Source organism: Neobacillus sp. S1227, assembly GCF_055385255.1.
Window position 1 is genome coordinate 5,125,586 of sequence record NZ_AP038276.1, and the last position, 23,513, is coordinate 5,149,098.

General features: G+C 44.3%; 18 protein-coding genes. 3 read left to right on the top strand and 15 right to left on the bottom strand.

What is annotated here, in order from left to right; translation table 11 throughout:
• Nucleotides 1–31: 31 nt before the first annotated feature.
• The 5 genes from ACZ5AE_RS25730 to kduI form a co-directional block, all read right to left on the bottom strand.
• The gene (locus tag ACZ5AE_RS25730) at nucleotides 32–1,540 is read right to left on the bottom strand and encodes a sulfatase family protein (protein WP_464567332.1); all 1,509 of its coding nucleotides are present in this window, start codon (nucleotides 1,538–1,540) and stop codon (nucleotides 32–34) included.
• A 577-nt stretch (nucleotides 1,541–2,117) separates the two neighbouring features.
• Complete coding sequence (locus ACZ5AE_RS25735) at nucleotides 2,118–2,456, bottom strand: hypothetical protein (protein ID WP_464567334.1); 339 nt, start codon at nucleotides 2,454–2,456, stop codon at nucleotides 2,118–2,120.
• A 108-nt stretch (nucleotides 2,457–2,564) separates the two neighbouring features.
• Nucleotides 2,565–5,189: a polysaccharide lyase 8 family protein gene (locus ACZ5AE_RS25740; RefSeq protein ID WP_464567336.1), complete on the bottom strand. Its 2,625-nt coding sequence runs from the start codon at nucleotides 5,187–5,189 to the stop codon at nucleotides 2,565–2,567.
• Nucleotides 5,190–5,257: 68 nt separating this feature from the next.
• Entirely contained in the window at nucleotides 5,258–6,040 is a 783-nt protein-coding gene (kduD, locus tag ACZ5AE_RS25745; protein WP_464567338.1) for a 2-dehydro-3-deoxy-D-gluconate 5-dehydrogenase KduD, read from the bottom strand.
• 100 nt (nucleotides 6,041–6,140) lie between these two features.
• Nucleotides 6,141–6,971 (bottom strand): 5-dehydro-4-deoxy-D-glucuronate isomerase, encoded by an 831-nt coding sequence (kduI, locus tag ACZ5AE_RS25750; protein WP_464567340.1) that lies wholly within the window; start codon nucleotides 6,969–6,971, stop codon nucleotides 6,141–6,143.
• Between the two features lie 195 nt (nucleotides 6,972–7,166).
• On the opposite strand from kduI, the gene ACZ5AE_RS25755 reads away from it, so the two are divergent.
• Nucleotides 7,167–7,376, top strand: a complete 210-nt coding sequence (locus ACZ5AE_RS25755; protein ID WP_464567342.1) for a hypothetical protein — start codon at nucleotides 7,167–7,169, stop codon at nucleotides 7,374–7,376.
• A gap of 23 nt (nucleotides 7,377–7,399) precedes the next feature.
• Here the strand turns inward: ACZ5AE_RS25755 and ACZ5AE_RS25760 are convergent, their stop codons facing one another.
• The 9 genes from ACZ5AE_RS25760 to ACZ5AE_RS25800 form a co-directional block, all read right to left on the bottom strand.
• Nucleotides 7,400–9,220 carry an alginate lyase family protein gene (locus tag ACZ5AE_RS25760; protein WP_464567344.1) on the bottom strand — a complete coding sequence of 607 codons (1,821 nt, stop codon included), beginning with the start codon at nucleotides 9,218–9,220 and terminating at the stop codon, nucleotides 7,400–7,402.
• 1 nt (nucleotide 9,221) lies between these two features.
• A complete protein-coding gene (locus ACZ5AE_RS25765) occupies nucleotides 9,222–9,638 on the bottom strand; it encodes a PTS sugar transporter subunit IIA (protein WP_464567346.1) in 417 nt (138 codons plus the stop codon).
• Between the two features lie 33 nt (nucleotides 9,639–9,671).
• Nucleotides 9,672–10,283, bottom strand: a complete 612-nt coding sequence (locus ACZ5AE_RS25770) for a YesL family protein (protein WP_464567348.1) — start codon at nucleotides 10,281–10,283, stop codon at nucleotides 9,672–9,674.
• A gap of 201 nt (nucleotides 10,284–10,484) precedes the next feature.
• Nucleotides 10,485–11,684, bottom strand: a complete 1,200-nt coding sequence (locus ACZ5AE_RS25775) for a glycoside hydrolase family 88 protein (RefSeq protein WP_464567350.1) — start codon at nucleotides 11,682–11,684, stop codon at nucleotides 10,485–10,487.
• Nucleotides 11,681–13,114, bottom strand: a complete 1,434-nt coding sequence (locus ACZ5AE_RS25780) for a sulfatase family protein (RefSeq protein WP_464567352.1) — start codon at nucleotides 13,112–13,114, stop codon at nucleotides 11,681–11,683. Before ACZ5AE_RS25780 ends, ACZ5AE_RS25775 begins: the two co-directional genes overlap by 4 nt.
• Before the next feature lie 25 nt (nucleotides 13,115–13,139).
• A complete protein-coding gene (locus ACZ5AE_RS25785; protein WP_464567354.1) occupies nucleotides 13,140–16,553 on the bottom strand; it encodes a polysaccharide lyase family 8 super-sandwich domain-containing protein in 3,414 nt (1,137 codons plus the stop codon).
• Nucleotides 16,554–16,565: 12 nt separating this feature from the next.
• Nucleotides 16,566–17,438 (bottom strand): carbohydrate ABC transporter permease, encoded by an 873-nt coding sequence (locus ACZ5AE_RS25790; protein WP_464567356.1) that lies wholly within the window; start codon nucleotides 17,436–17,438, stop codon nucleotides 16,566–16,568.
• A 38-nt stretch (nucleotides 17,439–17,476) separates the two neighbouring features.
• Nucleotides 17,477–18,376 (bottom strand): carbohydrate ABC transporter permease, encoded by a 900-nt coding sequence (locus ACZ5AE_RS25795; RefSeq protein ID WP_464567358.1) that lies wholly within the window; start codon nucleotides 18,374–18,376, stop codon nucleotides 17,477–17,479.
• 75 nt (nucleotides 18,377–18,451) lie between these two features.
• Nucleotides 18,452–19,753 (bottom strand): ABC transporter substrate-binding protein, encoded by a 1,302-nt coding sequence (locus ACZ5AE_RS25800; protein ID WP_464567360.1) that lies wholly within the window; start codon nucleotides 19,751–19,753, stop codon nucleotides 18,452–18,454.
• Between the two features lie 117 nt (nucleotides 19,754–19,870).
• Here ACZ5AE_RS25800 and ACZ5AE_RS25805 point away from each other — a divergent pair, with 117 nt between their 5' ends.
• Both ACZ5AE_RS25805 and ACZ5AE_RS25810 read left to right on the top strand, forming a co-directional pair.
• On the top strand, nucleotides 19,871–21,376 hold the full coding sequence (locus ACZ5AE_RS25805) for a sensor histidine kinase (protein WP_464567362.1): 1,506 nt from the start codon (nucleotides 19,871–19,873) through the stop codon (nucleotides 21,374–21,376).
• Nucleotides 21,377–21,409: 33 nt separating this feature from the next.
• Nucleotides 21,410–22,093 carry a response regulator gene (locus ACZ5AE_RS25810; RefSeq protein WP_464567364.1) on the top strand — a complete coding sequence of 228 codons (684 nt, stop codon included), beginning with the start codon at nucleotides 21,410–21,412 and terminating at the stop codon, nucleotides 22,091–22,093.
• A gap of 233 nt (nucleotides 22,094–22,326) precedes the next feature.
• On the opposite strand, the gene ACZ5AE_RS25815 is transcribed toward ACZ5AE_RS25810, so the two are convergent.
• Nucleotides 22,327–23,475 carry a Gfo/Idh/MocA family protein gene (locus ACZ5AE_RS25815; RefSeq protein WP_464567366.1) on the bottom strand — a complete coding sequence of 383 codons (1,149 nt, stop codon included), beginning with the start codon at nucleotides 23,473–23,475 and terminating at the stop codon, nucleotides 22,327–22,329.
• Nucleotides 23,476–23,513: the final 38 nt, after the last annotated feature.

Genomic DNA, 23,513 nt, shown 5'->3' on the forward strand with positions numbered 1-23,513 from the left:
CTCCTTCATGTGTGAATGTATGGACTAGTCCCTATGCATGTGAAATTCTGGGCATTGGCATCTGTTCTTTATGCAGCTCTGCCCAAGCGTATTTTAATAGAAGCTCTTTTTTCAATTCTTGATAGTCGGGATGGTCCCATAAATTATTTAATTCCTTCGGGTCCTCCTTGAGGTCAAAAATTTCACCATAGGTTTGCCGATAATAGATGGTTATTTTATATCGCTCATCCACGTAGGTTTTTTGATGAATAGTCGTTGGCTCATGGCGGAACTCACATAGGATGTGATCCCTTGCTTTTTCTTTGCCGCCAAGCCAAACATCCTTTTGGTTTTCTCCCGACATAATAGGTGGAACAGGGATGCCGGCTAGCGATAAAAAGGTCGGAGCCAAATCCACCAGCGACTGCAGGGCGTGCGATTGTGCTTGCTCCGGAACCTTGCCCGGGTAGCGGACAATAAATGGCAGCCTGATCAAATCTTCGTAATGGAAGCCGCCTTTATACTGCAGGCCATGCTGGCCGAAGAAGTGACCGTGGTCGGTTGTAAACACAACAATCGTTTCGTCAGCAATTCCTAATTCATCCAGCTTGTCTAGAATCTTACCAATATACTTATCCATAAAACTAATCATTCCGTAATAAGTCGCTACTAACTTTTTCCGGTCGTCTTCAGGCAGTAGATGAGAGTGATATCCATGGATACCAAAGCCTGTTTCCGCCAAGTATGAAAAATCTGGATTATCCTCCTGCGTCTTTTGAAAATGAGGAGGATTCTTCTCATGTTCTCCCGGAAAAAGTTCCGGAATCGTCAATTGACCAGGATCATACATCGAGGCCCACGGTTCAGGTACTAAATAAGGCGGATGCGGGTCCGAAAAGCTCGCCCATAGGAAGAAGTTTTCTTCCCGCTGTTGATAGGTTTCAAGAAGCTCATTTGTTTTTTCGGCAATGAAGGTATTATAGTGATATTCTTCTGGAATTCCCCACTGATAGGTGATCGTCGGGTCCATCGTTCCAGTTGGCGGCATATAATACTGTTTCCAGTCATGATACCCCTTCTCCTCCAGCCATGCCACATAATGCTGTCCTACTAAATATTCATTTGTGTGGTTGCGGAGGAGTTCAACTTTTTCAAAGCCATAGAATGGCTGTTTGTAAGATTTCCAGAATTCAATATCCTGAAGAAGCGGCAGCGATTCTAGCGATGGGTATTCGTCCGTTGTGCGTGTCGGTTGGAAATGGGCTTTGCCTACGAGGGCAGTCCTGTATCCATTTTGGACGAAGACATCACCGACTGTCAGATGATCCTCGCTTAACTTTGTCCCCAGTGTCCAGGCACCATGCTGGCTTGGATACGTGCCTGTAATAATTGATGACCTTGCCGGCGTACAGGTAGGATTGGGGCAATATGCACGCTGAAATGTCGTACCTTCCCTTGCTAGCCGGTCGAGGTTTGGGGTTGAAATCTCTGGATTGAAGGCACCGATGGTATCGTAGTGCTGCTGGTCACTGGTGATTAGTAAAATGTTTGGCTTTTTCATGACGTGTACTCCTCAATTGTTTTGAAAAACTACTATTCTATTAAGTGGTAATAAGTCTTAAGGACATTTTTATTGCCTTTAGGTGCCGGATTGTCCTTAGTATGCCGGGCTACGGACAGATTGAGCTTTTTTGGGGAGCGTTTTGTCCGTAGGACCACATTCTACGGACAGTTCTTCCTATTTTCTTGGCGGTTCTGTCCGTAGGACCATATTCTACGGACAGTTCCTCCTCTTTTCGTGGCGGTTTTGTCCGTAGGACCACATTCTACGGACAGTTCCTCCTCTTTTCGTGGCGGTTTTGTCCGTAGGAACACATTCTACGGACAGTTCTTCCTCTTTTCGTGGCTGTTCTGTCCGTAGGAACACATTCTACGGACAGTTCTGCCTCTTTTCGTGGCGTTTCTGTCCGTAGGACCATATTCTACAGACATTCCCTCCTCTTTTCGTGGCTGTTTTGTCGGTAGGATCACGTTCTACGGACAGTTCTGCCTCTTTTCGTGGCTGTTCTGTCCATAGGACCACATTCTACGGACAGTTCTGCCTCTTTTCTTGGCGGTTTTGTCCGTGGGACCACATTCTACGGACAGTTCCTCCTCTTTTCGCGGCTGTTTTGTCCGTAGGACCACATTCTACGGACAGTTCTGCCTCTTTTCTTGGCGGTTCTGTCCGTAGGACCATATTCTACGGACATTCCCTCCTCTTTTCGTGGCGGTTCTGTCCGTAGGACCACCATCTTCGGCCATTTTGTCCGAAGAGCCACCAACTTCGGACAGTCACGCCTCTTTTCGCGACTATTTTGTCCGAACAGCCACGAACTTCGGACAGTCCCGCCTCGTTTCGCGGTTGTTTTGTCCGAACAGCCACGAACTTCGGACAGTCCCGCCTCGTTTCGCGGTTGTTTTGTCCGAACAACCACTAGCTTCGGACAGATTCTCCTCTTTTCGTGGCGGTTTTGTCCGAAGCACTAAGAACTTCGGACAGTTCCTCCTATTTCCCCACCATTTTTGTCCGAAGAACAAACACATTACTCTTTAATCTTCAATTTAATCTCAAAGCTCTTCCCATTAGAATTCTTGGAGTCAATATGAATCAAAGCTTTTTTACTTGATACAGAGACTTTTGCACCCTTGCTGGCTTCCACAACTACCGGCCTAGGCAGGTCAACTTCCAGCTTCATTTTCTCCAAGCTGAGGGTAGGGTCGGAGACAGCGATGGTTACCGTATCGCCATCCTTCTTTACAAGAATCGATGCAGGATTATAGGATGTAACATTACTAACCGTTCTCTTCATATCACCAAAAAAGTTAAATCCTTTTATCCCTAGCTTTGTCTGCTCAACAGCATGGACATCCTCGGTGTTAGCTAAAATTTTCACACCTGGATTATTTGCATACTGTTCCGTTTCGTTTTCACCAAAGTTCGGTAAAATTACATAAGCATATTTAGCGTTTTGCGGATTTTCTCCATGATCCATTCCTAATGTAAAGAAATTCTTTGTAATCTTAGTATCTGGATTGCTAGTACGGATTTTTCTAAGACTTTCCGTCACCGAATTTGTGGAAACCTGGATATTAGAAGACTCAGGGAAGTAATAGCCTACCTTTGTTCCTTCAGCATTCGTATTGAAATGAATCCATTTTAGATCGTATTGACCATTACCTGGGTTCGCTAATTTAACGTTTTCATAAGTTTCCCCGGCAACGAAACTCGTTTCGTTTTTGTCAAACATACGGTTATCGATGGTGGAAATAACCTCTCTCCCCTGCTGATCCTGAATGCCAGAACCTAGCAAGACAATTTCATCATCAAACATAAAGGCTGATTTATTGGCATCGGCGTTCTTATACACGACAAAGTCATCCGGAAGCAGCCCTGCTTGTTTGTCGCGATAGCCAATCTCATCACCAAGCTGGATACCGGATACGCCGTATTTCCCAAGCTTGACTCCACCAGAGTAATGATTTGTTCCTACTGGAAAATAAACATAATCATTTTGCGACACTGAGGATGCATAGAAATTTAATGGATGATTGGTATTTTCATAGAAAAGCTTTCCATCATACAGCTCGGGAATGGTTTTTCGCTCCTCTACAGGCACAGTGGTCCCCGGGAGTTTATAAGGATCGATGGCTGCCAAATAATCAGCCCCAAATGACTTCGTCTGATCCCTTCCTGATAAATATAAGTAATACGCTCCATCGCCTTGGAACCATGGCATTAAATTTTCGCCGCTCATATATTCATACTTGCTGATTCGGTCGGAGCTTCTAGAAAAAGCAAATGCATAGGAATCCCGTAAATGAACGGTTTTATCCATTAAATTAAACGCATAATGATTTTCTTCCGCAATCGCGTTTTTAGCCTCAATTTGGCTGTCTGCCATGATGTTGTTATAGGTAATAATGGCATTATAGGAGGTGAAAGTGTTTGGTGAAATACCTCCTTTGGATGTTTGCGCAATATATTTGATGTGAGATTTTAAACGTTTACTGTCTTCATCATTTAATTTGTTCGTTAAATCCAGCATTGCCTCGATGATATTGTTTACATCCGCATACCCTGTTGTTGTTCTGGAAATCGCTCTGCCTTTTACCATTTCCATCATATACCCTTCAAAAATGACAGGGGAGAACCCTTGATAAAGCCAATTCTTGACCGTTGGAACCAATATTTGTTCCGGATTATAAGAACTGCCATTTAAAATATTCATGGTTTGCATAATTCGATTTAAGAGGACTTTTCCATATGAACCGGTATAAGCAACTCGGTGATGCTGAATAAAGGAGCCGTCCTCATAAAATCCATCCGTATTCCCATTCACAATATGATTAGGGTCAATCGTTTGAAAAACAGTCAGGATATTGGCCACTGCCTTTGAAACCCGCTGCCCATCTCCTGTAAGTGCCCCCTGGATTATTCGATTGGTGGCAATATCGGCAAGGTTGGCTCCTGTGTGTTGACGTGCAGTTAAGTCAATATCCCCGTCTTTTCCATTTCTTAAATAAAGATCCATGGACTTAACATAGTTTTCGATTAAGTCCGGTTTAGAAGCTCTAATCTCATCCTCTAACAAAAGCAGGATTTTCGTCACATTGATCGGGGCGCCTATTTCCCATTCATACCAGTTCCCGTAGTAACCCTTTTCCTGATCGGCAAAGTGATTGGCATATAGCCAATCCAACCCATCAATGACTTTATTGATGATTTCCTTATTTTCGTAAAAGTTATTTCCGGCTTGGCTTGGGTCTTTATAGGTCTTGGCAGCCAGCGCCATTTGGTATAAATATAAATAGGAGTTGCTTAAATTTTTGGGATCTTCGCCTAGAATGACGCCTTTGAACAGACCTTGTGCCCTTTCGTCTTTTGGAAGGAAGTCCCCGATTCTAGTATTGGCCGTATTATGGACAGAGTTGATTTTACTGGCTAGCGATGGGTTCGTATTCAAACTCGCATTGCCAACCAGATACTCTTTAAAGTTTACCTTTAATTGATTAAGGTCGTTTACAATCTCTGCGGGGTTTGTCTCGGTGACAGCAGATGCCGACGGTTCAGAAGCTTGAACGGAGTTGTTGGAATCTATCACCGGTACGGTTAAAAAGGTCGTTAATGTCACGGATGTCGCTAAAATTTTCTTTAGATTTTTCCCCATAAATACACCATCCTAAAAAGAAGTTTTTTGAGACACAAATTTTAATAACCAAGTAGACAGATCGAGTTTTACCGCGCCAGCCAGCCGCCATCTACCGCCAGAACATGTCCATTCATATAATCAGAAGCTTTACTGGCCAAAAAGACAACTGTGCCCATCAGGTCGGACGGGTCTGCCCATCGTGCGGCCGGAATACGCGATAGGATTTCAGCGTTTCGCTTTTCATCAGCGCGGATTGGAGCAGTATTATCGGTTGCAATATAGCCTGGTGCAATCGCATTAATTTGAATATTGTGTTCAGCCAATTCATTGGCAAAGGCCTTTGTCAGTCCTGCAACTGCATGTTTGCTGGCTGTGTACGGAGGAACGAACTTGCCGCCCTGGAACGAGAGCATTGAGGCGATATTGATGATTTTTCCGCTCTTTTGCTCTACCATCACTTTGGCTGCCTCCTGACTTAGCAGATACAACGAATTCAAATTGACCTCCATGACTGTATCCCAATCTTCCTCCTTGTACTCGACTAACGGTGAACGCAAGATGGTGCCGGCATTGTTGACCAAAATATCCACTTTTCCATATACCTTCAGACACTCGGGCACAACTTGTTTGACTGCTTCCCGGTCACTTAAATCGGCTTGGAAAAATTTCACCCGGTGACCCGTTTCTTCAATCAAGCCCCGAGTTTCCTCACAGCTGCCGCTGCGGGCAACAACAAAGAGATTTGCACCGGCCTTGGCAAGCGCCACAGCATATGCCTGCCCCAGCCCTTTATTGGCCCCTGTAACTATCGCGACTTTTCCTGAGAGATTGAAATAATCAAGTGAAAATGATGTAAGACTATTGGTCATTCTAGTTACCTCCAAAATGATATTTTTCTAGACTTTAACGCCTGAGCCCCTCAAAGCAATCGGGCTTGTCGGGGCTCAGGATGCATTTTCTGTGTTTTAATTAGCGCAATTCTTCCATTTTTACATGGTCCATGTCGCTATATGTGATGTTTTCACCGCACATGCCCCAAATAAAGGTATAATTGCTTGTTGCTGTACCTGTATGGATAGACCAGCTTGGTGAAATGGTTGCCTGTTCGTTTTTCATGACTAAATGTCTTGTTTCATCTGGTTTTCCTAAGAAGTGGAAAACACGGGTTTCCGGTTCCATGTCGAAGTATAAATACACTTCCATCCTGCGCTCATGGGTATGGCATGGCATCGTGTTCCACACGCTTCCCGGCGTCAGCATCGTCAGTCCCATTTGCAGCTGGCAGCTTTGACAAACGTTGGGGTGCACATATTGGTAGATTTTCCGCTCGTTTAATGTTTCTGGAGATCCCATATGTAGCGGGTCAATTTTATTAATATCGATTTTAACGGTAGGGTACGTATGGTGAGCCGGTGCAGAGTTGATATAAAACTTTGCCGGATTGGCTGCATCCTTGGAACGGAATAACACTTCCTTTGTTCCTTTGCCGACATATAGGCCGTCACGCTGCTGCATTTCATATTCTGTTCCGTCAAGGACAACGGAGCCTTCGCCGCCGATATTGATGATTCCGAGCTCACGGCGTTCCAGGAAATACTCTACTCCCAATTCTTTGTCCAGCTTAATCGTTAATTCCTGATCAGCAGGGGTAACGCCGCCGAAAATCATCCGGTCCACATGGGTATAAGTTAAATGCACTTGACCTGGTTCAAATAATGTTTCAACAAGGAATTCTCTTCTTAATTCCTCCGTTGTGTATTTTTTCATATCCTCCGGATGGTGGGCATAACGTGTTTCCATGATTCATATCTCCTTTTTTTGTTGATTTTTTTAGATGGTTACTGCGAATCGCCGATAGAACCTTGATATTCGCTGATAGAATGCAAAAATTCGCCGATAGAACACTGAAATTCGCCGATAGGACCTCAAAATTCGCCAATAGAACACCGATATCCGCCAATAGGATTAAAATTCCTAGGTTGAGAGGCCTCCTTCTTGATGCTCCTGATTCTGAAGCAGCAAACGGAAGAAATTCTTCCTAAGAAAACGGATTACAGTGCCCTGAAAGGCAGGCTTTCCGAAAGAAATGATCTGCTGTGCTGGCAGTCCTTCCAAAATGCCGCCCAAATTTCTGCTGCAAACGAATCACCCCCTCCAAAGCGGTTAACCAATCTGCTCAAGCCGAAACTCCTGCACAAGCTTTGAAAATCCAATTCCCCCGCCACGCCCTAAAAAACCGTCACTTTCTTGCCGTCATGCAAAACCGTCAGTTTATGATAAAGGTGCAAATTATTGTGCTTGTAAACCCGTTCTCCCTTTACCGTGTCATTGGCTGCAAAATAAACATCATAGGCTGCGGAGTCTGACTCAAGCCGGAATCCTACAAACTGTTCATCTGCCGGCGGCTCTTCACTTCCGCATTGCTCAATGCGATGCTTCGTCACCACGAGCAGCTTTGCGGAAAAGACCGCTGTGCTGATGCCGCGGTGGTCAAAATTCTTTTCCTCTATTAATGTCGTTCGATTACCAAGCCGGTTATAAATGTCCGAATAAATACTGTCCTGACAGTACGTATTGGCATCTTCCAAAAAATATGTATAGGCTTTATTCCGTTTACCGCTTAACTCCCAGCAATCATTCTGTTTTCTTGCCTTCATCTCCGGATTTACTTGAAAGTATCGTTTCATCTTGTGGGGGCCTTCGCTGTCAACATGATCGATGACAATCGCAATCCCTTCCTTTTTGATAAAAACAACTGTCCGCTGCACAAGGTAGGCCGTGTGGGAAAAGGAACTCTCCATCACGATAAAGTCAGCCGTTTCTTTGACACGGTTCCCTAGAGCTTTCCCGACATAATAATAGGACCAAGAGTCTTTGATGGACATGAACGGAATATCGTCGACAACGACCGTACTGTGGCTTTGGGCTGATTTTAAAAAGTTTCGGACAGGGCCTTCCTGATAAGTGAATCTTCCCGAATCACACAGGACTCTCTCCCCGTTCAAGAACAAATTCAGATGGCCTAAACTCGCATGCGCGTGCCCGCTCCCATGGCGTCCGTTCCAAACGCTGACAAAATCCTGTTCCGTTTTGTAGACAAAATTACCGCTATCACCACCGATGAACAGCTCAGGCAGGTTCGCCTGCTGAAACTCTTGTAATCTATCAAATACATCCTGGACAAATACATAATCACTGTCATGCTGCGGAACGGCATAACCATTCGGATAAATCATGTAATAAGCAGCATGAACAGCATTCTCGATGATCCCTTTTAGTTCAGAGAACAGCGAGATGTCTAACGCTTGAGCAGTCCTATAAATATCAACTAAAGCAAACAGGACCTCAAAGTGATATAGCGGCGACTGCTCCCAATGGACACCGTCCCCATGAAACTGGATGCCACATTGCCGCTCAAGCTCTTCCCATGCCCACTTCACGATTTCCTCCGAGACCAAGTCTTTACAAATCATGACTACCTGCAAAATGCCGGCAATTTGTAAATTGCCCCAGTTGCTTAATGTATAGCGGTCAAGGTATTGATTTTTCAAAAACAGCACTTGCAGCTTAAGGGCGTCAAAGATCGTCTGCAGCTCCTCATCATGCAATTCCTCATGGATGAATTGGAGACTTTTCACCCAGCTTGTGCAGCGAATCCCAGTGTCAATTGTCCGCCACGAGGTCCGGAGCTTCTCCTCGGAAAAGGAATTCCGCTCAATCCAGTCAAAAACAAGCCGTTTCCAGCATGCTAGGTATTTCTCGTCTAATGAATCGGAATAAACCTTTGCTAAATCAAGCAGATATTCATGCCGGTTTAACATGAAAATCCACTCTTCATCCGCATTCATCGCCCGGTTCCAATCAATCTCTTGAAAGGAGTAGGGAATATAGCATGCCTCCATATCCAACGGCTCTTTAAAAACAAAAATGTTGGAACATAAAAGATTGCTATTTAAATAGGAAGCTTTTCGTTCTCGCTCGTTCAGAAAGGGCATTTGCTGACAGGAAGAATATTTTGCAAGGTTTGCTTTTAATCGAGTAAAATCCAATTCAAACGCCTCCCGCTAATGAGAGATAATGAATCATGTCTTTGCACTCAGCTATGGTCTGTTGGATGACAGCTGGAGCTTCCTCGACCGATACTTCTTGAAATTGAAACTTCATCGTTAACTCGGTCATCATACTTAACGGCATGCCTGAAATAAGGAATTGTTCGGCTGAAAAATGATGTTCAAGAAGGACCTTAGCAGCAATCTGGTGCGGAGCACCACCTGTCAAATCGGCACAGACCAGCACCCGGGGGTGATTTTTCAAAAACTCGGTTACCTCTGCTTCATACTGTTCGTGAGTCATCCCTTCAGAAAGCTCTAAAATGAATAGATTCGGATGGTCCCCCATTAAATAGCGGAGAGCAGATTGGACACCGGACGGGAAACCGCCATATCCCGTCACCAAAATCTGATACATGATCGCCCCTTCTTTCATGATGTAATCGAAATGTTAAACAGCAGCAGCCTGGCCATTGGTTTGAACCTTTTTCTCGTTATGAAACCCCTTTGATACCAGGGCATAAATCAGGTAGGCAGCCACGCTAAATACTAACATTGAGGCTGCTGGAAAATAAGAAACAATCCCTACCGTCAAGGCGATGATCACAAGGGAAAGAAGCGTGAAATGAAGCTTGCCAATCGAAAGCAGCATGGCATTCTTGATTGCATCTTTCCAAGATACCCGGTAATGAACGATGACGGGAAAAATTGTAATGGCTGCAAACAGGTAAACGATTGTTAATAAGAAGAAAAACGCAAATAGCGCGTATTTCAGGTTCGAATTCAGTTGGTTTGTGATGATAAAATCACCAATTAGCACACAGGTAAAGGCACTCCATAAAATGCCAAGAATGAAGCTTTGTTTAAAGTTTCCTTTAAAGTGGCGGAAAAAAGCGGAAATGACGCGAATGTCCTTTTGCTTCTGCCATTCCCGGACCACCCCAAACATGGCTGTTGTGGCGGGGAAAATCGTCAGGACGGGCAGGCACATCACCAACCATAATGTATTTAGTAAAAAGGCATTCATGATAAACTCCATTGTTCGATATAGTTTGCCATCCATCCTAACATTTCCCCTTTCAGATCAGTGCATTTTAGAAAGCTGTTGAATTCCGCTCCACGGGCTCGCTTTCCGCGGGCGATTCCGGGAGCCTCCTCAGCGCTTTTAGCGCCTGAGGGGTTTCCCCTGCCCCGTACTCCCGCAGGAGTCGATCCCCGTCCGCTCCAATCAACAAAGTGTCACAATGTAATTTATCATTTAAAATTACCAGTACATCTTCCAATCCTTCACAAGTCTGATTAACGCTTCGAAATAGTAATAGTCGCCCCAGATGCAGCTTTCATCTACACCGCGGCCGCCGGCTTTGTAGTAGACGGCATGCTTGAGGATTCCGTTGGCCTCGCTATCGATTTCGGTCCGATAATTTTCATATAGTGATTGCACCATCTTTAAGGCAGCATTTTCATAGATTTGTTTTTCCGGGTCAGTTAACGGCAAGTGCTTTGCCATCTCCAGCAAGCCGCAAATCGTAATCGCTGCCGCAGAGCTGTCCCGTTCCTCGTCACCCTCGGTAAAAATTAGATCCCAGTAGCAAATCTCATCTTCCGGCAAGCGATTTAAGTAATAGTTTGTCAGTTTCTTCGCTAACTCTACTAAGCTCCAATCACCTGTGTAGTGGTAACTGAGTGGAAACCCATAGATGCCCCAGGCTTGCCCGCGCGCCCAGCAGGAGTCATCTGCAAAGCCTTGGTGAGTATTTCCATATAACGGCTCACCAGTCTCCGGATCCATATAAAATGTGTGGAAAGTAGAGGCATCCTCACGGACAATATATTTAGCTGCCTGTTTGACATGGCTCTCGGCAATTTCCCGATAATGAGATTTACCAGTCACCTCTGATGCCCAATAAAGCAACGGCAGGTTCAGGTTGCAGTCAATAATCATCCGGCCGCGCTGCTTCGGATCGTTAAGATCACCCCATGCCTGGATAATTCCGGCTTTATCGTAATAGCGGGTAATCAACAAATCTGCCGCTTTTAAGGCGATTTCCTTTGCTTCTTCATTGCCAGTCAGCTTATAGGCACTGACACAGCTTAATGTGTAGAGGAAGCCCAAGTCATGATGGTCAACTTCAATTCGGTTTTCAATCCTTTCCTTAAAACTTTGAATCTGCTTCTCTGCTGCTTTCCGGTATTTTCCTTCCCCGGTGTACTCATAAGCGAGCCACAGCATCCCTGTCCAAAAGCTTGTCGTCCATTCCACGTTTTCAATCGGTTTATAGACAAGATTCACACTGTTGGAATCGGGAAACTTGTCTGTGAACACATCTAAGCTCTGGTCGATTTTGGCCAACACATGCTGGATGGCTTTTTCCACAAAGGCACGGTCGACTGCCGGAGCTTTCGTAAAGCGTTCGATATTTTTAATGTCTTCATTAAGTACTTCCGTTGCATACACGGTCATTTCATAACACCTCTAAGTTTGTTGTAAAAAGGATCATTTACTTCGTTCAGCCAGCGGCACAGCTTTCCTTCAAGCACCAAGGCGGCCGGATGGCTGGAAGGTTCTTCAATCTGCTCCGGGTGAAGCTGGTATTGATCGTTTTTCAAATCATAAAGCAAACGGACCAATTCATCACCAGGGGAATAGCCATGGTGAATCACATAGGTAAAGTCATGTGTGCGAACGGCTCTCCAGCCATATTCCCGATTATCCAGCCCCGCTTCATGAAACGCTTCAATCGCTTCCTTTCGGCCCGGATAGGCACTGATATACGCTTCCCCCGGTCCACCGCTCTCTCGGTTCAGGATATAACCCGATAAATCCGTCCCCTCTACTGAACTAGGAATCTCTAAATCCAGCAGACTCAAAAGGGTCGGCATAATATCGACGGTGTTTAGCAGGAGATCTGTTCTTATCTGCGGAATCACCCCTAGCCAGCGCACGCAAAACGGAACGCCGATCGATTCCTCATACCACACATGCTTCGCCATCAAGCCATGGGAACCCATCATTTCGCCATGGTCCGAGGTCAACACAACAATCGTGTTCTCCTCCAAATTTTCTTCCTTTAAAAATTGCAAAACTCTTCCGAACTGGTCATCAATGCCTGAGATGGCAGCGTAATAGTTTAATTGTTTGTCTTTTAGTTCCTCGATGCCGCCGTCAACTGGTTCCCCGGTATGCACCAAGAAGGTCGACTGGTTCACGTTTTCTCTTAAGAAAATTTGTTCCCGATCGTACAGTTTCCGGTATTTTTCCGGCACCTGATCAAACGGGCTGTGCGGCGGATTCCACGATAGGAATAAAGCAAACGGCCGCTGTTTATCCCGGTGTTGAAGATACCTAAGGGTCTGGTCGGTTTCATGCTCGACCGACCATTGATTGACCCTGATTTTTTCCGGACTGTCCTGCCAGTAATGCGGAGCTAGATGCTCATCCCATGCCCCGTAGGAATACCAGTATTGGAAGCCGTGCCGTTTCGGTCCCGGCGGAGTATAGGCATCCCAGTCGGAAGCACCGGATTCCGGCTGGTCGGTCACGTTTAATTCTGGCAAATCGAGATGCCACTTGCCGATATAGGCTGTCTGGTAGCCGTTCTCTGAGAGCACATCACTGATACAAGTTTCATCCGGACTCAACATGACATCCGCCCCGACCTTGCAATTGGTATAAACCCCTGTGCTGTTGGGGTATCTTCCCGTCAGCAAGGAGGCTCGATGAGGAGAGCACAATGGAGAGCAGGTGACAGCATTAGAAAAAATCGTCCCTTCTCGCGCAAAAGCATCGATATTTGGTGTAATCACCTGGTCCTCCTCTTCATAGCCGACAGCCTGACGGCGCCATTGATCGGCAAAAATATAGATGAGATTCGGTCTTTGTTGACTCTCCATTTGTCTCGCTCCTTTTTTCTTACGTCTATCTAATGGAATGTGGACTGTTTCCTTTTACACTCGGAATCATTTTTAATTTGACAGTGAGGGTTTTCCCATGAGCTTGGTTGACATTCACTTTCAACTTAATCGATGGCTTTGTCTGTACAACCTTCACCTGTTCGCCGGCTTCAAGTACCTCGAAGGCTTTTCCGTCAAAATCAAGGTCAATTGTGCCGGTATTTTGCATCGTTGGATCAGAAACAGCCAGTGTCAGCACGCCATCCTTCTCCTGCATCGTTACCGACGCCTTTTGATAAACGGTTAACGGTCCAACTGTTTGTTTTTCATCCAGCCAGAAGTTTGCCCCGATGATATTTTGCTTCAGCTCCTGTACTGCTTGAACGGCTGTGTCATTTCGTAAAATTGAAATCTCCGGCTCGGCGGCATATTGGCTTGTTTGTTCCGATGTTAAGCCTGGCAGCAGAACGTAAGAGTACGTGTCATTTGCCGGATTCACACCGTGGTCAAACCACATTGTGGCGTAGGAACGCGTAATTGGTGTGGCCGGTTCGGTATAATTGATATCCTTCCAGGCGCCAGTCCGCTGTTCTTTTTTCACGGTAAGGTTTTTTCCTTCAGGGAAGTAGTAGCCGATATCTGCCCCCGGCACATTTCCTTCAAGGAACGCCCACTTGGCTTCAGCCGTATGATTTTGCCCATCGGTTAAGTCTTGTGTTTCCCCATTAATGATCAATTCGTTTGAGCCGTTGTCACGGATTTTTCGATTTTCGACAATCGTCTCAATCGTTCTGTTGTCCCCGCTGTTGATGCCTGCTCCAAGCGCGACAATTTCGTTATCGAACATAAACCATGATTTTTTTGCTGTTAAAGAACTGTTCCAGGCTTTGTAAGACATGCCTGCTGTACCAAATCGGTCCAGCGTCGATCCCCCCACCCAAGACTCGGGTGAATTATGCTCCCCGCTGCCGTCTGCCCGCTTCATCGTATCAACGGTCGTTCCGGGCATCCGGTACGGGTCAACGGTAGGCCAGAAGTCATCGCTGTACTGGGCAAGATCGGCATTGTACAAATAGGTCATCCCTTCGCCTGTGTACCAGCCTTTCCGGTTTTCATCATTCATATCTTCATAGTTCTGAATCCGGTTGGAATACATGCTAATGCCGAAAGTGTAGCCAGGTTTCCGGTTCACCACACGGTCCATCGACGCGAAGGTCTTATGGTAATCAAGCTCACTCCTAGGCTTGATGTTTTGATTTTCGAGCAGCTCTTTGGCTAGGACCATGTCCTTGAAATTGCTGGAGTTTGAAAGATAATCGAGGTACGTATCCTCCTGCAGCCAAGCTTTGGCCATACTCTTATATTTTGCTGCATACGGTTCTGGTGCAAATTGCGCCATCCTGATCACTACTTTGGTAATCGTTTGCCCGGCCTGGTGGTCCTGAAGGAAACTGCGGGAAATCGCTCTTCCCCTTACCATATCCATCAATGCGCCTTTATACATAAATGGTTCAAAGGCATTTTCAATCCAATCATAGACATTCGACACCTTAGGGTCCGTTACAGCCCAGGTCGAACCGCTTAATAAATCAAGCAGATCGGTCAACCCTTCGATTAACACATTTCCATATGAACCGGTATAGGCAATATCCTCGTGCTGGACAAACGAGCCATCTTCATAAAAACCATCACCCGATGTCACGTTTTCAAAGGTTTGGCTCAGTGCGTCCCGGGCTGCTGCGATTTTCGCACCATCCTTTACAAGTACGCCGCGCACGCCGACTACCTTACTGACATCAATCCGATTAGCCCCGACTGCTTCGCGGTAATTACTAGGGGTCGTCGCACCTGATTTAGTCGGATCCGGCTGAAAATGATCAATCACATTCAGATAGCGGTGAATGGTTTCCTGATTCAAATAATCATATAAAAGGACCATGATGCTGTTTAATTCATTGGGCACGCCGATTTCCCAGTGCCACCAGTTGCTGTACTGCTGAATATTCTCGTTATAGCGGTTTTGATAAAGCCACTCTAGGGCTGCTTCGATATCCTTTAACAATTGCGGATTGCGATAAAGGCTCGAGTGCTCATTCGCAAATGCTTTGGCCATTGTCGTCAGATTCCGGTAGCTGTCGCGAATATCGGCCGAATTATCCGTGCTTCTGTACTCATACCAAAGGAAAGAGCGGTCACTGTTCTTAACCATTGTCCTCCATAAGGACTGCGCCGATTTCGTTTGGCTGGCCACCATTTGCTTCATTCGATCATTCGAAGCATCGTAATAGTCTAGACTGGTCATTTGGTTTTCCCACTTATGACGAAGCTGATCGTACTCATCAAGGACAGCTGCTTTAACAGTGACTTGACTTTCACTTTTAATCCGCCCATCGGCTGTCGAAACAGAAATGACCGCTGTTCCTGGTGATTTCGCTTCGACAAGACCGTTCTTTACTGAAGCTACCTCTTCATTGGAAGTCGTCCAGACGAGCTGCCCGGTGTCTGCATTTTCCGGAGTAACCTCCGTTTGCAGAAGGCGGATCTGCCCTGCCGTTAATGATAGTTCTTTTGGAGACAATTCCAATTGTTCAATCGCTGGCCGTTCAAGGGCGTCATTTCTTAAAACCTTTACTGTACTGCTGGCAGTCAGACCATTGTCTGTAACAGCCATGATCACGGCTTCACCTGCTTTTACTCCTGTTACCGTGCCGTTGTTATCGACTGTGGCAACCGAATTGTCGCTTGAAAACCAAGAAATCTTTGAGCTGGCGTCAGCAGGTTCCATTTTGGCATTCAAAACGGCTGTCTCCTGCTCTTTAATCGTCACTTCCTTATTTTCAATCGCAATAGATGCAGCCGGGTCAATCAACTCTAAGGAAACATCGTCAAACATGACAGTTCCTGTCCCTGTTTCAAAGAAAAGCTGAACACGGATGCTGTCACAATTACTTGGGGGCTTTACCTCCATCTTGATTTGTGACCAATCATGAGTGCCGGTTAGCCGAGTTGAGTATAGGAGGTCGAGCTGCTGCCCTTTCTCATAAGTGGTCACTCTGATCCGTGCCCCCTGGCCGCTGACAATATTATCTGTCTTCAGCCAGGTGCTTAATAAATAGGTTTTTCCGCCTTTTACAGGTACATCCTGATTCACAGACGCCCTTGCGGTTTCAGCCGCTGTAATTTTCAACCCGTATTTTCCGGTGTGGGCGGCATCTTCAGAAATCGACACAATTGGTTTTCCTGTCGGCTTCCACACATTCCAGCTGGCTGCGCCCAATTGATCCCAACCGGACTGAGCCTTCTGCGTTTCTTCAAATCCTGCATTGACTAAACGATTAGCGGTATCATCGGCGAAAATCAATGGTACATTGACGGACATGGTAATGAGTAAAGACAGTATGATTAGAACAGACAATCCTTTTGCAGACTTTTTGTTCATCAGTTCGCTCCTTTATCCTTTGATTCCCGTGTTAGCAACGCCCTTGATGAAATGATCCTGTGCTAAGAAATAAACAATAATGGTTGGTATAACAGCTGAAACCGCTGCTGCCATTAGCAGAGAATACTCGGTGTTATACTCCGTGATAAAATGCTGGATGCCCAGCTGCAATGTGTATAAATGATCCGATGTTAGATAGATTAACGGTCCCAAGAAATCATTCCAGGAATGCATGAATGAAAAAATAACGAGTGTGGCAATTGCCGGTTTGGACAATGGCAGGATAATCCGCCAGTAGATGCCAAACTCACTCAGGCCATCAATTCTTGCTGCTTCCAGCAATTCATCTGGAATCGACAGGAAAAACTGCCGGAACAGAAACACGCCAAATGGATTAAAGGCCCCAAGAATAATCAGCGACCAATGAGAATTAACAAGTCCAAGCTGCTTCATCAGCATAAATTGCGGAATCATCATGACCTGATAAGGAATCATCATCGTTGCCACATAGATGAAAAACAACCGGTTGCTTTCTGGAAATTTAATTTTCGCAAATGCATAACCAGCCAAGGAACTATTGATAATCACCAAGATCGTGGTGATAACAGCAATTTTTAACGTATTCAAGTAGTAAATATGAAAGGGAACAGCGGTCCAAACTTCCTTGTAATTTTCCCAGTGGAAGGTTTCCGGGATCCACTTAATGGGAAACCCGAAAATCTCTGTTTCCAGCTTCAAGGAAGCAGACAGCATCCAAACAAACGGAAGGACCATCGTCAAGGAAACTAAAATAACCACAACATACTTGATGATTTGGCCGCCCGCGATTTTTTTCTTCTTTTTCACTTCGGGTGTATAGACTTGAGCTTCAGTGGCAATATTCATACAATACTTCCGCTCCTTTCTGTTGGTTTAGTCATAGATTAATAGTTCACCCATTTTTTCTGCCCTTTAAATTGGATGATAGAGATAATTAAGATTACCAAGAACAAGACGTAAGCCATCGCGGAAGCGTACCCGTACTCAAATTGTTTAAAGGCGGTATTGTAAATGTCGTAAACGAGCACATGGGTCGACCGGCCCGGTCCCCCGCCTGTCAGCACATAGATTAAATCAAATACTTTAAATGAGTTAATCACACCAATGATGGTGGTAAAGAATAAGACAGGAGATAACATTGGCAGGGTGATATGGAAAAACTTCGTAATCGGTCCTGCGCCGTCCAATTCGGCTGCTTCATACAGATAATCCGGGATGTTTTGCAGACCCGCTAGAAAAAGAACCATATAATAGCCGACTGAATGCCAAATGTAGACGATCGATACGGAGATTAATGCCCAGGATGGCGATGATAACCAGCCGGGAGGAGAATCAATCCCCAGCTTCAGCAATGTCCCATTAATCGGACCCATGGAAGGATTAAAAATAAGCTGCCAGACAGCTGCAACAGCAATCGTCGCTGTGACATACGGCAGGAAAACCGCTGTCCGGAACACTTTGACAAACCGGATGCCCCTGTTTAAGACAATCGCGATCAGCACCGAAATTAATAACGTAATCGGGACAGAGATTAACATGAACAGGATGCTATTAATAAATGAAATTTTGAAATTAGCATCCTTCAGCAATTGTTTGTAGTTGTCGAGGCCTATAAATTCGATATTCCCAAAGCCATTCCAAGAGGTGAAGCTCATACAGAAGGAGGCAATCACGGGAACGAAGATAAATGCAAGAAAGCCAATAATATTTGGCAGAAGAAAAGTATAAGCGGTGATCCGATTGCGCCTAATCGCTTTCGATTTTACAGCTTTACCAGGCTTCATACTGTTTCAATCCTTTCTTTTAAAAAAATTGGCACTGCTATACCAAGCCAAGAGCAGTGCCAAGTTCGATGTTAATTACTTTCCTCCATACTTACTTGCCCATTCGTCTTTTACGCGTTTCGTGATGTCTTTGATGGTGTCATCAACAGATTTTTGACCAATCAAGGCAAGCTCTCCCTCTTGCTTGAAGATTTGTTCAACGACCACGTTTTTCACACCTGGCAGCATTGGGTATTCTGGATATTCTTTTGTTTCCAAGAAATAATGAAGGTTCTTTGGCTTTTGTGTGCCGTCGCCAAGATACGCAGTTTCAACATCCTTGTCCATATATCCAGTTAAATAACCTTGGGAAGCAAGAAGTTCTGCCCCTTCTTTTCCAGTCATATACTTCAGGAATTCAAATGCTTCTTTTGGATGTTTAGTATTTTTGTTCATCATAATCGAAACTGGCAATGCCAACGATGTATTCTTAGCCACACCTTCTGGGTGAGGAATCGGAACAACGTCCCAATCAAACTTTAAGGTTCCTTCTTTTTCTGCCTGACGAAGCTGGGCAACATGCCAGTCACCAATGAGATTCATCGCAATATTACCTTTTTGGAAGGCTGCATTATAATGTGCCCCAGTCGAAACCTGCTCAGACCATTTCATGATCGAGCCGTCTTTTTCAAGGTCAACCCTTACTTGTAAGGCATCCTTAAATGGTTTTAAGTCTTTGTCAATAATCGTTGCACCCTCTTGAACAGCGCTCATGTACCAGGTTTGCGGCCATTGCTGTAAATATGCACCGTATACTTTGTTTTCTCCGCTGCCGCTTGTCATTTTCTTCGCTAATTCGCGGAACTCGTCCCAAGTCATATCATCACTTGGATATGGGACGCCTTTTTGGTCGAATAACGTCTTGTTATAGTAGAGCATCCAATTGGACTTACGGTAAGGAAGGCTGAGTATTTTTCCGTCATATTTATAAGTGTCATACATGGAGCCGTATCCGGAAACATCGACGCCGCTGTCTTTAATGTACTTATCAAGCGGTGCGAGAATGCCTGTGTCTACCATGTTATCCATTTGGCCGGTAAATAGGTCATATCCTTCGCCGCCTGAAAGCTGCATGCGGATTTTTTCATAATATTGCTGTTGTGGGAAGGTTTCGAATGTAATATCAATATTCGGATGATCCTTCTTGAAATTTTCATAGCCTTGTTTAAAGACGGCTTCATCTGCTGGGAAAACAGCCATTTTTAAACTAACTTTTTCATTGGAATTCTTTTCTTCTTTAGAGTTTGCACTGCTTTTTTCGGTTTCTCCATTGGAACAGCCGACTATTAAACTAAAACATAAAAGCAATAATGCCACTAAACTAAAACGTTTTTTCATACATTGTCCCCCTTAAATTTTTTAATAGTTTGTTATATACTCAGTGTAAGGGTTTACAGTTTTCAAAATAAGTCGAAAATTTTCTTCCCCCTTTTTTGCAGACCAGGAGTGACTAACATGATCTTTCTCTGCCTAGTTTTTATGGTATTCTTAATCTTTTTTATCTATAAATACCTTAGCAGCCGATCCATTTTCTTTTTATGTACATTAACGATTGGGTGGATTTTGGCCTATATTTCTTTCACCCTCTATTTATCAAAATTTAATTATTACTATAATGTCGTCAATCAATTCATTGATTTTGGCCCGGGAACCTGGAACCGCCTTGTCCTTGGAAACTTTGATGCTCATACGTTAATTAGGCTGTTTAACCTGGGGATTATCTTATTTTATTTTTCCTTCCTAAGCTTTTCTATTTCCTTCGTCAGCAGTCTCAGGAGTCATCCCAGATTGCGTTTTGTTTACCTAGGACTCGGGATAGTTGGGGTCATTCAGTTTCTTTTTTACGACCCAAGTCTGAATCTGATGCTTCAGGATTTGGCCTTTGAGGCAGATAAGATGGATCTCTACGAGCGGTTGAGCCATACAGGCGATATTGTCTTTCAAGTGATAAATGATACTTATCTGGTTCTTAGTCTTACCCTATTTTTGTACCACTACATCCGTTATTACCGATTGAGGTCCATTCGGGATCATACCTTCTATATCTTTATCAGTTTGCTGCCATTAACCTTTGTACACCTGTTTATTTTTTACTGGGCGCCCTCCAATTTTGTGAGAATCACCTTTAGTAAAAGCTTTATCAATTATGTGCAGCCATCGATTAATTTGTTTTTAATGGAATATCGCTTTTTCCCGCTCTTGGCCATTGGGGCAATCGGCATCATGCTCTATAATATTTACAAATTCAAAGCGAACGAAGCGCGCTATTCCAACATCAATATCATTACCAAAAAGAAAATTGACACCGCCTCACTTGGGATTCGGGCCTTCACCCATGCCATCAAAAATCATCTGCTGGCGATTCGCTCCGAAGCTGAATATTTACAGGAGAAATTTGCGGATGATGAAGACGCGCTTTACAGCCTTAAACTGATAACCGATTCGTGCGAGCAGTCGTTCCAAAGCATTAATCAAGCAAACGATAAGCTGAAACAGATTACCTTAAACATAAAAGCCGTTCCGCTCGATGCCCCTATCGAAAGGGCGATTAAACGGTTTCGTTCCAGTTTGACGAATGTCGGGATTTATTTTGAAAAAGCAAATTCCAGCATCCTTGTCTACATGGATGAAGATTATATCAACGAGGTGCTTAATAATCTCCTGAAAAATTCGGTAGAGGCACTTTCTAATGGCGGCGGGTCTATATGGATCAGCGCTAACTATGTAGATCAGTGGGGGACTATTTCGATTCGGGACAACGGACCGGGAATTGAGGCAGAGCACGTGGAAGAAATCTTCACCCCCTTCTTCTCTACAAAGCCAAGCATCACCAATTGGGGAATCGGCCTATCATTCTGCCACAAGGTAATCACAGCACACGGCGGCAAGATTGAGGTTAAAAGTGAAGCAGGTAAATATACACAGTTTGATATTCTATTGCCGCTGGTAAAAAGGGTATAAAAATATACCCCTTATGGCTAAGGAGGTATTCACGTGGAAAGTATTCATATTTTAATAGCAGACGACATGGAAGCCCACCGCAGAAGGCTTGAAAGAATCATCAACAGTGTGGACAACCTTTCGATCACAGCTTCTGCCAAGAGCGGCTATGAGGCGGTCGCTTATGCCGCGATTAAGAAACCGGATATTGTCTTGATGGACATTGAAATGGAAAGTCAAATGGCGGGGATTAAGGCAGCTTCAGAGATTCACAAGATTTTACCGGATACAAAAATCATTATGCTGACAGTGCACCAGGATAATAATATTGTCTTTGCCGCTTTTCAAACTGGCATTGTTGATTATTTAATGAAAGATGCCCCTAAGGAAGAAATCATTGAAGCGATTTATTCGGCGTATAAAAATCAATCGCCCATCCGGCCGATCATAGCTGAAAAAATTCGCACGGAGTTTGCCCGCATCAAAAAATCCGAAGATCAATTAACGCACTTTTTTAAAATCATTGCCAATCTGACCCAATCGGAACTTGAGATTTTAAAACTGCTCTGCAGCGGCTTAAAGCGAAAGGAAATTGCCGAAATCCGCTCTGTCGAAGTAGAAACTATCAAAAAGCAAATCAGCAGCCTATTGAAAAAATTCGACAAAAACAGCACCAAAGAAATCATCACCGAAGTCAACGAACTAAGACTGTTTGATTTGATTAAGGATATATCTTGATGCATGGGGAGGGTACTTATAGGGAACAAGCGGAAGTTTTGAGTAAAAAAAGGCACAGCTATGATTTATGCTAGCTGTGCCTTAGTGTTTTTAATGTCAAAGACCCGTATACGTAAAATTTTTGATTGCACGAGAAGAATGAAGTCGGTATATTAATCTATTAACACCGCCTTATTTTTTGAGGAAAATTCCTATTAAAAACAGGATTAGTTTCATATATTCTTCAACTTGTATCATAGAATGATAGTTGATGCCTGTTTAACCTCAACCACCTTACCGCCAGAACGAATTGACTCTGTTGCAGCACAGCCGACAGCTACGCTCATTCTCCCAGCGAATGGTGTCGTCAAGGGCTGCTTGTTGTGCAAAACTAACTCGATGAAATCAGTGCAAATTTTTGGGTCAGCACCACCGTGACTTCCCTGTTCCTTTTTCATGTCATAGATCATATCACTGAATTCGTTCCATGTATTGGATTTTCGCGTTTTTACATAAATTTTATTGTTGACATCATCGTTTTCCAATCGTCCTTTTGTACCGATAAAGGTATAATTCCTCGAATAGTCCGGTGTAAAATGACATTGCAGGTAGGATGCCTTAATTCCGCCTTCAAGCTCCATAATCAACATATTGTTATCCTCTACGTCAATTTCTTCTCTGAAAGCACATTGGGTCAAAATCTTAAGACTCGCCTCCGTACAAGTATCTTTTTCCTCACACGTTGGACAGGTTAAGGTATTTGGTTTATCCCCGCCATAGAAGTCAAGTCCACCAAATGCAGATACTTTTTTCGTATATTTTCCGGTAATCCAGTGAATGACATCAAGATCATGCGAACCCTTTTGTAATAGTAGAGAGGTGGTATTTTCAGCTGTACCATGCCAGTCATGGTAATAAAAATATCCGCCGAACCCCACGAAATGCCTAACCCAAACGGCCTTAAGATCACCGATTAATCCCGAATCGATAATTTCCTTCATTGTTTGATACATGCTCATGTAGCGCATATTAAATCCTACCATTAAGTGTTTTCCTGACTTTTTGGATTCTTCAATGATCCGGTCACAGCCTTCTACCGTGATGGCAAGAGGCTTCTCACAATAGACGTGTTTTCCAGCTCGAAGGGCAGCAATAGCATGTTCCTCATGTAAATAGTCTGGTGATAGAATGGCAACGGCATCGATATCCTTACGCGCTAATAGTTCGTTATAATCTGTAGTTATAAATGCCTGTTCGTTAATCTTCTCCTTAAACTCTTTCAGCCTTGATATTGAAACATCTGCTGCTCCTACTACCATTGATTTTCCTCCGGGATTATGCCAATACTTTGCAATTCCACTCCGCAATCCAGCACCAATTATCCCTATTCTTACTGTTCTCATTATTTCCACTCCCACTCTTTTCAAGTAAACTTCCAAAT